Raw genomic sequence first — 11,772 nt, forward strand, 5'->3', positions numbered from 1 at the left:
ATCCTTGACTTGTGAGGCTGGTGAGGCGTCAGCCGCTGGGGCCGGACGCTCGGGGAAAAGCGAAGCGCTGCCCGTCGTAGGGGCAGCCGGTTTTTGGCCGATACTGGCCGATGCACCTGAAGATGAGGGCGTTGCTGTATCTTCTGGTTTGCGTCGTTTGAACAAGAGAACCCCGCTGCGCGTTCTGAAAGGTGGCGGTTCGGGTGCCGCTGGCGGCTGGTGACAGACGCAAAATCACCTCAGAGGTGCTTCACGCCCTAACCCGGCTTACACGTTATGTTGCGCAAGCGACAAGCGGATAAACAGCAGGTTTTCGCGGTTTTTGACCATGACCCGGTCTTGTGTCATGGCCTGTCGGAAAGAATGCCGAACCTGTCGTTCACGCAACATTACGATCACGTCTGATCATGTTGATTTCATGGCGTGAACTCTGTTTTCTCCACTTAATTTCATCGCATCGGAGCCCTCATGACTGCACCCACTCTCGATCTGCTCTGCATCGGCAACGCTATTGTCGATATTCTTGCACAGGTTTCGCACGAGACACTAACGGCGCTCGGCTCGCCACTGGGCAGCATGACATTGATCGATGCCGATCAGGCAGCTTCTATCGAGGCAAAGATCACCCCGGAGCAGATCATGGGGGGCGGTTCCGCCGCCAACACGGCGGTCGTTGCAGCCCGTCTGGGCGCTCGCGTCGGGTATCTGGGCAAGGTGGCAGATGATGAGGCAGGGCTCGGCTATGCCCGAGACATCGCCGCGCAGGAGCTGTTCTACCCCTCAGCCCCCGTCCGGAATGCCGATCGCCCCACCGCGCGTTGCATAATTCTCGTCACGCCTGACGGGCAGCGTACCATGCACACCTATCTGGGCATCTGCACCGAGTTCGGACCCGAGGATGTGGATCAGGCAGCCGTCTCCGCCGCTGCCGTGACCTATATGGAGGGCTATCTGTTCGACAAGGACCGCGCGCAGGCCGCTTTCATCCTTGCGGCCGAGACGGCGCACAAGGCCGGTCGCCGCGTGGCCCTGACCCTGTCGGATACGTTCTGCGTGGCACGCCATCACGCTGCCTTCCGTGCGCTGGTCGCCGGGCATATCGATATTCTCTTCGCCAATGAGGCCGAGATTTGTGCCCTCTACGAGACCGAGGATTTCGACGCCGCCGCCACGCAGGCCGGGCGTGACGCTGCCCTTGTCGTGCTGACTCGCAGTGAGAAGGGCGCGGTCATTCTCTCCAATGGCGAGAAGCTGGTCGTTCCGACGGAACCCGTGAAGGTGGTCGATACGACGGGTGCGGGCGATGCCTTCGCTGCCGGTTTCTTGGCTGGACTGGCCAAGGGCCGCAGCCTCGAAGCATGTGGTCGTCTGGGCAACGAAGCTGCTGGTGCGATCATCACCCGCATGGGGGCACGCCCTGCCGCGGATTTCGCGCTCAAGGCCTGAGGGCTGTTTCGGGGCGCCGCCCCGAAACCTGCCAAAGGGCAGTCGCCCTTTCGAAACCCGCGCCTCTATACCTCGCCTTACTACACAGGGAAGAAAGGGCTTAACTCTTTCAAAGAGGCGGGGCAGGGGCCTGTATTACGTTGGAAGAAGGCCTGGAAATGCTAAAAAACCCGGTCTTTCCGATCCTTTCATTGCACTCTGACGGGAAATTGTGCAGAACACGGCCAATCCGTCAGTCCCGGCTTTGTGTCGTTCCCAGGGAGCGATCCGGCAGGGCATGACCCTGCAAGCCCGATCAGGACCGCTTCATGGAAATCCGTAACATCGCCATTATCGCGCACGTCGATCATGGCAAGACCACCCTTGTTGACCAGCTTCTCAAGCAATCCGGCTCGTTCCGCGAAAACCAGCACGTTGCTGAGCGCGCGATGGACAGCAATGACCTCGAGCGTGAGCGCGGCATCACCATTCTTGCCAAGTGCACTTCGGTCGTCTGGAACGAGACGCGCATCAACATCATCGACACGCCGGGCCACGCCGATTTCGGTGGTGAGGTCGAGCGTATCCTGAGCATGGTGGACGGCGCGATCATCCTGGTCGACTCGGCTGAAGGCGCTCTGCCGCAGACCAAGTTCGTGCTGGGCAAGGCGCTGGCCCGTGGCCTGCGTCCGATTGTGGTCGTGAATAAGATCGACCGTGGCGATGCCCGCCCCGACGAAGTTCATGAAGAAATCTTCGATCTGTTCGCAGCGCTGGGCGCCGACGAGCATCAGCTCGACTTCCCGATGCTGTACGCTTCGGGCCGTCAGGGCTGGGCCGATCTGGAAATGAACGGCCCCCGCAAGGATCTGTCCCCGCTGTTCGACCTGGTGCTGCGCCACGTGCCGACGCCGGGCCTCGACAAGGAAGCGCCGTTCGGCATGGTTTCGACCATTCTCGAAAGCGACAACTTCCTGGGCCGCATCCTGACGGGTCGTATCGAGCAGGGCCGCGCCCGCGTGAACATGCCGGTGCGCGTGCTGCGCCCCGATGGCACGATCGTGGAAACGGGTCGTCTGACCAAGCTGCTGTCGTTCCGCGGTCTGGATCGCGTGCCGGTGGATGAAGCCGAAGCCGGTGATATCGTGGCTGTGGCCGGTCTGTCCGACGCCACTATCCCCGACACTATTGCAGACCCGGCTCTCGATGCGCCGCTGCCCTCGACCCCGGTCGATCCGCCGACCCTGACCATGACCTTCCGCATCAATGACGGCCCTCTGGGCGGTCGTGAAGGCAAGAAGGTGACGTCGCGCCAGATCCGTGACCGTCTGTTCAAGGAAACGGAAGGCAACGTGGCCATCAAGGTGACCGAGAGTGCCGAAAGCGAAGCCTTCGAGGTTGCCGGTCGCGGTGAACTCCAGCTTGGCGTGCTGATCGAGACCATGCGTCGCGAAGGCTTCGAGCTGACCATCGGTCGCCCGCGCGTTCTCTTCCGTAACAACGAAGAGACCGGCGAGCGTGAAGAGCCGTACGAAGAGGTTCTGGTCGACGTTGACGAGCCCTATTCGGGCGTGGTCGTCGAAAAGATGTCGATGCGTAAGGGCGTGATGCAGGACATGCGTCCGTCGGGTGGTGACAAGGTCCGTCTGACCTTCCTCATCCCGTCGCGCGGCCTGATCGGCTATCACGGCGAGTTCCTGACCGACACGCGCGGCACGGGCATCATGAACCGTCTGTTCGCGGGCTATAAGCCCTATGCAGGCACGATCGAAGGCCGTCGCAATGGCTCGCTGATCTCGGCAGAAGACGGTGCGACCACGCAGTACGCCCTGTTCTCGCTGCAGGATCGTGGCACGCTGTTCGTCGAAGCTGGCGAGAAGATCTACACGGGCATGATCCTGGGTGAGCATTCGCGCGAGAACGATCTCGATGTGAACGCTGTCCGTGAAAAGAAGCTGACCAACATCCGTGCCGCCGGCAAGGATGATGCGCTGCTTCTGACGCCGCCGCGCAAGATGAGCCTTGAGCAGGCTATCGCCTATATTGAGGACGATGAGCTGGTTGAGGTGACGCCTTCTGCCGTGCGTATCCGCAAGCGCTACCTGGACCCGAATGAGCGCAAGCGTATGTCGAAAGTCAAGTCAGACGCCTGACACTGAGGAAAGGCCACCATTCGGTGGCCTTTTTTTATGATCATGTCGGCATTAAGGCATAAACATGCCTTTACGGTGCGATTACACGTATTTTATCTAATTTTCTTCAAGACGAGACTGAAAAATACTGATAGCGTTTGTAACGTCATAAGTGCAGGCGGCCTATTCTACAGTCTGACTGACGCCTGTGATTATGTGAATTCGTATTCTGGAGCTTGTTTTATGCTCGTTTTCAATCGTCGTCTTCTTACCGGTGTTGCCGCTCTTGCCATGACGCTGAGCGCCCCTGCTTTCGCTCAGACCACGCAGGAAGCAGCCCCGGCAGCCCCTGCTGCTGCAGCTCCCGCTGCCCCGGCAGCCGCGCCTGCTGCTCCGGAAGCTACGGCCCCGGCTCCGGCCTCTGAAGCAGCTCCCGCTGCTCCGACGGAAGACAAGGCTGCCACGCATAAGGGCAAACACAAGCACAAGCACAAGCACCACAAGAAGGGTGCAGCAGCTGCCGCCGAAAAGGACGCTGCAGGCAACTGATCGATCGCATGATCGAGTTTGAAAGACGGGGCCCGAAAAGGCCCCGTTTTTTTGTGCCTGTCACTTCGGGTCTATCTCATTGGTTTCTTGGCCGATTGATGAATGATCGATATAGGTTCACGCTGAACGGGGCGTCTAATCACCGGTAATGCTCGCCTCCATACCTCTCTCCATCGGCGATGCTTCTTTAGGAGGCATACCCATACAGGAACGGGAGACAGGGATAGTGAGCAGGGAAATCGTGGTCGTCATCGGTGCGGGTGGTATTGGTCTGGCCATTGCGCGACGACAGGGCATGGGCAAGCATCTGCTCCTGGCCGATATCGATCAGGCTCTGTTGCAACGCACGGCTGGGACCCTGCGCGACGCCGGCTATGACGTGGCAACCCAGGTGATCGATGTCTGCTCCCCAGAAAGCGTTCACACACTTGCCCAGATGGCTGCTGCAATGGGGCCGGTCATGCAGGTGATCAATACGGCTGGCGTTTCGCCCAATATGGCCCCACCCGCCAAAGTGCTTGAAGTCGACCTTTACGGTGCTGCACTGGTATTTGAGGCCTTTGGCGAGGTGATTGCCTCTGGTGGATCAGGCCTGATCGTTGCCAGCATGGCAGGGCATATGCCCCATCCACTTTCCCCGTCGGACGAGACGCAACTGGCGCTGACCCCTGCGGCCTCACTGCTTGAGCTGCCCTGCCTGCAACCTGATGTCATCACTGACAGTATGATGGCTTATATCGTTGCCAAGCGCGCAAACAGTCTGAGGGTGCAGGCCGAGGCAGTGAGATGGGGCACACGCGGTGCGCGGGTGAACGCCATAAGCCCAGGGATTGTGGTCACCCCGCTTGCCACGCATGAACTGGCTTCCGCATCGGGTGACGCCTATCGCGCCATGGTCGAGGCCTCACCGGCGAAACGTATGTCACCCCCCGATGAGATCGCAATCGCGGCTCATTTTTTGCTTGGGCAGGATGCCGGTTTCATTACGGGGGGTGATCTTCTGATCGATGGCGGTGTTATCGCGGCCATGCGTGCGGGGCAACTATCTGCACCGGGCTGAGCATTGGTGTTTCCGCGAGGCCCGGCAGGACGGCATTCGAGGGGGAGGATCCCCCTCTCATACTTAGGCCAAAGCCTTATGTGGCTTCAGGACGTGTAGCGGTCCAGCGACAGATCCAGTGAGGGGATGTCGGTGCGCTTGCCGCTGATACGGTCGGCGAGGATACGACCCGAGCCGCAGGCCATGGTCCAGCCCAGCGTGCCGTGGCCCGTGTTCAGCCACAGATTGCTGTAGCGCCCGGACGGACCAATGACGGGTGTGCCATCCGGCGTGCAGGGGCGCAGCCCGGTCCAGTAGCGGGCACGGCTCAGATCGGCACCGCCGAACATATCGTTGAACGACAGTTCCAGCGTTTCGCGACGGTCCTGGCTCAGCTTGAGGCGCCACCCCGTCAGCTCCGCCGTACCACCAATGCGAATACGATCGCCAAGGCGCGTCATGGCAACCTTGTAGGTCTCGTCATTGACCGTGGAGGTCGGGACACGGCTCTCATCGGTGATCGGGGCTGTCAGCGAGTAGCCCTTGACCGGATAGACCGGCAGATCGAGTTCGATGGGCTTGAGCAGGCGGGGCGAGTAGCTGCCCAGTGCCAGCACATAGGCATCGGCCGTCAGACGGCCCGCACTGGTGCGGATACCATAGATGGCGTCGCTCGCCGCTTCGATGGCCTCGATTTCGGTGCGGAAGCGGAAGCTCACGCCCTTCTCCGCCGCCATGGCGGCAAGGCGCTGTGTGAAGAGATAGGCATCTCCGGATTCGTCGCCGGGCAGACGCAGGCCACCCTTGAGAATCTGACGCGCGCCGGCGAGGCCGGGCTCGTATTTCAGCACGTCGTCCATGCCCAGCAATTCGTGAGCAACGCCGCTTTCCTCAAGCAGGCGCATGTCCTCATGGGCATGCTCGATCTGCTTGTCGGTGCGGAAGAGCTGGATCAGGCCTTTCTGTCCATCGTCATAGGTAATGCCGGTGCTGCGGCGCAGTTCGGCCTGACAGTCACGGCTGTATTCCGCAATGCGCAGCATACGGCTCTTGTTGATGTCATAGGCATGATGCGTACAGTTGGTCAGAAGCTGCGTCATGAAGCGCAGCATCGGCATGTTGACGGCGGCAGCACGCACAACCAGCGGCGCGTGCTTTTCGAGCATCCAGCGCATGGCCTTGAGGGGCAGGCCCGGCATGGCCCAGGGCGTGGAATAGCCGGGGGAGACCTGACCGGCATTGGCGAAAGAGGTTTCGAGCCCGACGCCCGGCTGGCGGTCGATGACCTCGACCTCATGACCCTGCTCGGCAAGATACCAGGCTGTGGTGACGCCGATGACACCGGCGCCCATGACGATGATCTTCATTGTGAACTCTCGATATATTCACGATGGAAGCGCTTCCCGAGTCCGGTCAGCAACTCATATCCGATCGTATCCAGTGCCGCGGCCAGTTCGTCCAGCGGACGATGGGGGCCGATCAGCTCGAAACCGGTGCCGGGGGGCAGGGGTCTGTCTCCCAGCGCGGTCAGATCCAGCGCCATGCAGTCCATCGAAATCCGCCCCACGATGGGCAACAGGATATCAGGGCTGTCAGGCAGAACGGCGCTGGCAAGGCCACCGCCGCGTCTGTGGAAACCATCGGCATAGCCGACGGAAAGGGTTGCGATGCGCGTGGGCTTTGTCGCGATGAAACGCGCGCTGTAGCCTACCGCCACATCCGGGGCGATCCAGCGATCCTGCACCATGCCGGCCAGCAGGGTGACAACCGGATGCATGGGATTGGCGCGATCCGGGGTCGGGTTGCCGCCATAGAGGGCATAACCAGGCCGGACCAGATCATGATGGAAGGCTTCCCCCAAGAAGATACCGCTCGACGCTGCAAGACTGGCAGGCAGGGCCGGGAGCTTGCGGCGCAGGGCCTCGAATTGCAGGCGCTGTCCCTCATTGCGCGGCGAATGGTATTCATCCGCGCAGGCCAGATGGCTCATGATGTAATCAATGGCCAGATCGGCAAAGGTGTTTTCGGCAATAAGCGTATCGATATCGGCCTCGGACAGACCGAAGCGCGACATGCCGCTGTCAAGCTGAAGCAGACAAAGGGAGCGCACGCCCGTATCGCGGCCCAGCGCGGCCCAGCGGCGCACATGGTCGAGGCTGTTCAGAACCGGGGTGAGCCCTTTGTCCTGCAAAAGCGCCTCGCTGCCCGGTGCCGGGCCATTGAGGATGCAGATGGCAGCATCGGCCGCCAGGATGGGGCGTAGCTCCAGCCCCTCCTGAACGGTGGCAACAAAGAACCGGCGGCATCCGGCGCGATAGAGGGCAGGGGCGACACGCGTCACACCCAGCCCGTAGGCATCCGCCTTCACTGCGGCCCCGACGGCGACATCGGGTCCCACACGGGATTTCAGCAGCTGGTAATTCTGCTTGATGGCGTCGAGGTCGATACGAAGCCATCCACCGGCACGTCTGACTGCGTCGGTTTGCGCCTCGTCTGGCTGGGTTGTCATCAGGGTTCGCGTCTTTCGATCATTTCGGGATCATACTAAACCGGGGCCCTGTCACGGCTCAAGACCCTGATGGCACACCCTTACTTGTGGAATATTCAAAGTGAAGGGCCTGATCGGGGTGGACGATAGGGTGAATGGCATGGGCTGCCATGGCTCCCTCGCTGAACCCCTGCAGGATCAGCTTCAGCTTGCCGGGATAGGTGGCGATGTCACCAATGGCAAAAACGCCCGGCAGGCTGGTTTCCATGCTGGAGGGCGTGACGGGAATCGTGCTGCGTACGGTATCGATATTCCAGGTGGCAATCGGGCCGAGATCGGTCGAGAGACCATAGAAAGGCAGCAGCGTATCGGCTTCGATACGACGGGTCTGGCCCTCGAGATCGATCACATCGACCGCGGTAAGGGCGCCATTCTCGCCCTGCAATGCGTGAAGCTGATAGGGCACGACTTTTTCGATACGCCCTTCGGCCACACGGGACTCGATCTGGGAGAGGGTTTCGGGCGCACCACGGAAGCGGTCGCGGCGATGAAGCAGATAGATCTTTTCCGCAATGTCGGAGAGCGACAGCGCCCAGTCGAGAGCGGAATCGCCACCACCTGCCACCACAATACGCTTGCCTGCAAAATCGGCGCGCTTGCGCACGTAATACTGAACAGCGCCACTCGCCTCATAGGCATCGAGACCATCGAGCGGCGGGCGATTCGGGCCGAACGCGCCTGCTCCTGCCGCGATGATCACGGCGCGCGCCGTCACCACATTGTTCTTGTCTGTCTCGAGCGTGAAGGCGTCGCGCTGGCCCGACAGCTTTTCCACGCGCTGGCCCAGAAGGCGGGGCACATCGAAGGGGGCGATCTGGGCATCGAGCGCGGCAATCAGGGCACCGCCTTCAATCGAGGGGTGCGCCGGAATGTCATAGATCGGCTTTTCAGGATACAGCGCCGCGCATTGGCCACCAATCTCGCTCAACGCGTCAATCAGCACGCAGGAAAGTTTGAGCATGCTGCACTCGAACGCGGCAAAAAGCGCGGTCGGCCCTGCACCGATAATGGCTACATCGATGTCGAGAGGGGTCTGGCCCATGTCAGCTGTCATCCATATCTGTCCGGCCTGTCGGCCCGGTCATGCTTCGCAACGAGGCTGAAAGAAACCACATTCTTTCCTGCGATGCACCCCCCTCACATGGCTTGTGTGCCTGTTGGGCCGTGTCACTCTGTTTGCATGCGGTTGTCGGCTGATAGACGGCTGAAGAAGCTCACCCTTGCCGTGGCACTGGGGCTTTGATACGAGAGAGCCAGCATCAAGAGCCGGTATCGTTTCACCGGCGCCAACCTGCTCCCGGGCAAGGTGGTATCTCCGGGCAACCGGAGAGATGTGGCCGCTCCGGCAATCTCGGGACACGCCACACCCTCCCTGCCGCAAGCCCGTACTGCCTTTTCAGAAGCGCAAGGATTTCCAGCCTGTGGCCCAGCAATTTGCCAGTGACAACTATGCCGGTATCTGCCCCGAAGTATGGGACATCATGCATCAGGCCAATAAAGGCTCCGTTCCGGCCTATGGCGATGATGAATGGACCAGCCGCGCCGCTGACAGCTTCCGTGCACTGTTCGAGACGCGCTGCGAGGTGTTCTTTGCCTTCAACGGCACGGCGGCCAATTCACTCGCGCTGGCGGCGCTCTGCCAGTCCTATAACAGTGTGATCTGCTCGTCTTTCGCCCATGTTGAAACCGATGAGTGTGGAGCCCCCGAGTTCTTCTCCAATGGCTCGAAGCTGCTGGTGGCGAGAACGGATCATGCCAAGCTTTTCCCCGAGGATATCCGGGCGCTGGCAACCTGTCGCAGCGATATCCATTACCCCAAGCCCAAGGTGGTGACGATCACCCAGCCAACCGAGACGGGCGAGGTCTATTCCCTGGCCGAGATACGCGCCATTTCAGAAACCTGCCGCGAGCTCGGCCTGCGTCTGCATATGGATGGTGCACGCTTTGCCAATGCCTGCGCGGCGCTGGGCTGCACCCCTGCCGAGATGACATGGCAGGCGGGTGTGGATGTATTGTGTTTCGGGGGCACCAAGAACGGCATGGGGGTAGGCGAGGCGATTCTGTTTTTCGACTCGGCCCTTGCCGAAGGCTTTGACTATCGCTGCAAGCAGGCCGGGCAATTGGCCTCGAAAATGCGCTTTATTTCCGCGCCCTGGATCGGTCTGCTTGAAAGTGGGGCCTGGCTGCAAAATGGCGCGCATGGCAATAGCTGCGCCCGTGCCCTGGCCTCGCGTATCGAGGCGATTCCGGGCTTGTCGCTCATGTTTCCCGTGCAGGCCAATGCGGTGTTTCTCAAGGCGCCAGAGGCTGTGCTGGAGGGGCTGCGCGAGCGGGGCTGGCGTTTTTACACCTTCATCGGTGGGGGGGCGCGTTTCATGTTTGCATGGGATGCCGATCCGGCCCGCGTGACGCAGCTTGCCGATGATATCGAGGCCCTTGCCGCGTGAGCCCAGCGACACTTGCTTCCATCCATGCGTTATCAGCCTCCACCCTGTCGGATCTCGATATGGCAGGAACGGCGGTCTTTGCGATCTCCGGTGCGCTCGTGGCAGCCAAGGCACGGCAGAACATCGTGACCTTTGCCTTCTTTGCGGCCATGACAGGGGTTGGTGGCGGGACGTTGCGTGACCTGCTGATTGGCGCTCCGGTGTTCTGGATGCATGCGACAGCGCCTCTGGCTGTGTGTCTGGGTATCGCCTTGCTGGTCTGGTTCACACCGCATCGCTTCTGGCCCGAGCGTGCCATTGACTGGTTCGATGGCCTCGGGCTGGCCTCCTACGCGGCGTACGGTGCCGCGAAGGCGCTGGCCTATGGTATCCCTTGGTTACCTGCCGCCATTATGGGGGTTGTCACGGCGTGTATGGGCGGCATCATCCGCGACGTATTGGCCGATCTACCCTCCATCGTGATCCGTCCCGAACTCTACGTTACAGCTGCTGTTTTCGCCTCGGGGCTCTACGTCGGGCTGCACGAACTTGATATGCCTCCCATCCTGGCCGGGGCTTTGGCCGTTATGATGGGGTTTGGACTCCGAGGCTATGCAATTTTGCAAAAGGTCGATCTTCCCGCTTATCGGGGCTATGATCGGGGTAATAAATCCAATTAAAAATGCGAGAAACCATCGGCATTGTGACGCTTGACTTGTGATCTGCCTCCAAGGGGGCAGATCGAAAACCCCTTGTTTAACGAAACAGGTCTACGCCTTACGGTAATGCTGTTACGCGTTCAGGATTCCTGGGTGTTCGCGGAAGCAGAGCTGGTAAATGGCTCAATTCCGGCACGAGTTACCCACCAGGCCTCTCTTGCGAGCTTCATCATGGGGATATCTCCTTGACTATCGCCATAAGCAACCATGATGATAGGCTTATAGTCCGAGCGGGAGTCGATATAGCTCCGGATACGTACCACTTTTTCAGCTCCGTGACAGTTAGAGCCGACAAAACCGCTGCCAACTCTTCCGAACGCGTTCGTCACCAATGAAGAGCATAGGACTTGCGCAAAACCGGCATACTCTGCCCAAGGTGCGAGATAGTAGTCGAGGGAAGCGCTGACCAGAACGCATTCATACCCACGGCTTTGGTAGCTCGCCACACGGGCCATTATATCTTCTCTAAGGATTTGCGGAATGACGTCTTTGGCGAAGAGGCGACCAACCTTGCGCAGGTCCTCCGTGTACATTCCTTGAAAAGCAGCGCTCAAAAGCCGCCTCTTTGCCTCATTATTAGAGATATAACCTACCCTATACCCGATCAGCCAGGGAAGGGACATTATGACAGACCTGATAAGTTTCATCGGTCCCAGAGCGTAACAGAGCCAACGCCAAAGACTATCTCCTCGGGTAAGCGTTCCGTCAAAATCAAATAATGCTAGGCATTTGTGCGCGGGTTCATCGATGGCCGCCATGGTTATCTCGCAGTTGTCAAAATAATAGTAGTCAAAATTACCCATGAAATACCGGTCACCAACATATGTCGATCAAACAAAAGATCTCTAGCTGTATCTTGTCCGCCTTCTTTCTTATGCAATAAGTATATATATCTGAAAATTCCATATATAACTAACGGAACAGTATAGAATAA

General features: G+C 59.7%; 11 protein-coding genes and 1 riboswitch. Of the genes, 7 read left to right on the forward strand and 4 right to left on the reverse strand.

Annotation, left to right across the window (positions count from 1 at the left end; genetic code table 11):
• The 5 genes from P792_RS38900 to P792_RS31020 form a co-directional block, all read left to right on the forward strand.
• Positions 1–223 (forward strand): hypothetical protein (locus tag P792_RS38900; RefSeq protein WP_035440105.1); only part of this gene is annotated, 223 nt, incomplete at its 5' end.
• Positions 224–468: 245 nt separating this feature from the next.
• On the forward strand, positions 469–1,446 hold the full coding sequence (locus P792_RS31005) for an adenosine kinase (protein WP_023979247.1): 978 nt from the start codon (positions 469–471) through the stop codon (positions 1,444–1,446).
• A gap of 308 nt (positions 1,447–1,754) precedes the next feature.
• Positions 1,755–3,578, forward strand: coding sequence for a translational GTPase TypA (gene typA / locus P792_RS31010; RefSeq protein ID WP_023979248.1), 1,824 nt, complete (start codon positions 1,755–1,757; stop codon positions 3,576–3,578).
• Between the two features lie 222 nt (positions 3,579–3,800).
• The gene (locus P792_RS37645) at positions 3,801–4,106 is read left to right on the forward strand and encodes a hypothetical protein (RefSeq protein ID WP_023979249.1); all 306 of its coding nucleotides are present in this window, start codon (positions 3,801–3,803) and stop codon (positions 4,104–4,106) included.
• Between the two features lie 226 nt (positions 4,107–4,332).
• Positions 4,333–5,166 carry an SDR family oxidoreductase gene (locus tag P792_RS31020; protein ID WP_023979250.1) on the forward strand — a complete coding sequence of 278 codons (834 nt, stop codon included), beginning with the start codon at positions 4,333–4,335 and terminating at the stop codon, positions 5,164–5,166.
• 86 nt (positions 5,167–5,252) lie between these two features.
• Here the strand turns inward: P792_RS31020 and P792_RS31025 are convergent, their stop codons facing one another.
• From P792_RS31025 to P792_RS31035, 3 genes are read right to left on the reverse strand one after another with little or no spacing between them, the layout of a single operon-like run.
• On the reverse strand, positions 5,253–6,512 hold the full coding sequence (locus P792_RS31025) for a D-amino acid dehydrogenase (RefSeq protein WP_023979251.1): 1,260 nt from the start codon (positions 6,510–6,512) through the stop codon (positions 5,253–5,255).
• Complete coding sequence (gene alr, locus P792_RS31030; RefSeq protein WP_023979252.1) at positions 6,509–7,654, reverse strand: alanine racemase; 1,146 nt, start codon at positions 7,652–7,654, stop codon at positions 6,509–6,511. Before alr ends, P792_RS31025 begins: the two co-directional genes overlap by 4 nt.
• A gap of 58 nt (positions 7,655–7,712) precedes the next feature.
• Positions 7,713–8,735, reverse strand: a complete 1,023-nt coding sequence (locus P792_RS31035; protein ID WP_031241113.1) for an NAD(P)/FAD-dependent oxidoreductase — start codon at positions 8,733–8,735, stop codon at positions 7,713–7,715.
• Positions 8,736–8,944: 209 nt separating this feature from the next.
• Positions 8,945–9,056, forward strand: a riboswitch (SAM-I-IV-variant riboswitch).
• A gap of 58 nt (positions 9,057–9,114) precedes the next feature.
• Between P792_RS31035 and P792_RS31040 the strand changes: the two genes are divergently transcribed.
• Both P792_RS31040 and P792_RS31045 read left to right on the forward strand, forming a co-directional pair.
• Positions 9,115–10,140: a low specificity L-threonine aldolase gene (locus P792_RS31040; protein WP_031241115.1), complete on the forward strand. Its 1,026-nt coding sequence runs from the start codon at positions 9,115–9,117 to the stop codon at positions 10,138–10,140.
• Positions 10,137–10,799, forward strand: a complete 663-nt coding sequence (locus P792_RS31045; RefSeq protein ID WP_023979255.1) for a trimeric intracellular cation channel family protein — start codon at positions 10,137–10,139, stop codon at positions 10,797–10,799. The genes P792_RS31040 and P792_RS31045 overlap by 4 nt, the downstream gene beginning before the upstream one ends.
• Before the next feature lie 119 nt (positions 10,800–10,918).
• On the opposite strand, the gene P792_RS0119300 is transcribed toward P792_RS31045, so the two are convergent.
• The gene (locus tag P792_RS0119300; protein WP_023979256.1) at positions 10,919–11,641 is read right to left on the reverse strand and encodes an HAD family hydrolase; all 723 of its coding nucleotides are present in this window, start codon (positions 11,639–11,641) and stop codon (positions 10,919–10,921) included.
• Between the last annotated feature and the right edge of the window lie 131 nt (positions 11,642–11,772).

It is taken from the genome of Asaia sp. SF2.1, assembly GCF_000505765.1.
Lineage (GTDB): Bacteria > Pseudomonadota > Alphaproteobacteria > Acetobacterales > Acetobacteraceae > Asaia > Asaia bogorensis.

Coding starts and splice junctions, on each gene's coding strand:
- P792_RS31025 (WP_023979251.1), bottom strand. CDS start 6,512: ATGAAGATCATCGTCATGGGCGCCGGTGTCATCGGCGTCACCACAGCC.
- typA (WP_023979248.1), top strand. CDS start 1,755: ATGGAAATCCGTAACATCGCCATTATCGCGCACGTCGATCATGGCAAG.
- P792_RS0119300 (WP_023979256.1), bottom strand. CDS start 11,641: ATGGGTAATTTTGACTACTATTATTTTGACAACTGCGAGATAACCATG.
- alr (WP_023979252.1), bottom strand. CDS start 7,654: ATGACAACCCAGCCAGACGAGGCGCAAACCGACGCAGTCAGACGTGCC.
- P792_RS31005 (WP_023979247.1), top strand. CDS start 469: ATGACTGCACCCACTCTCGATCTGCTCTGCATCGGCAACGCTATTGTC.
- P792_RS31035 (WP_031241113.1), bottom strand. CDS start 8,735: ATGGGCCAGACCCCTCTCGACATCGATGTAGCCATTATCGGTGCAGGG.
- P792_RS37645 (WP_023979249.1), top strand. CDS start 3,801: ATGCTCGTTTTCAATCGTCGTCTTCTTACCGGTGTTGCCGCTCTTGCC.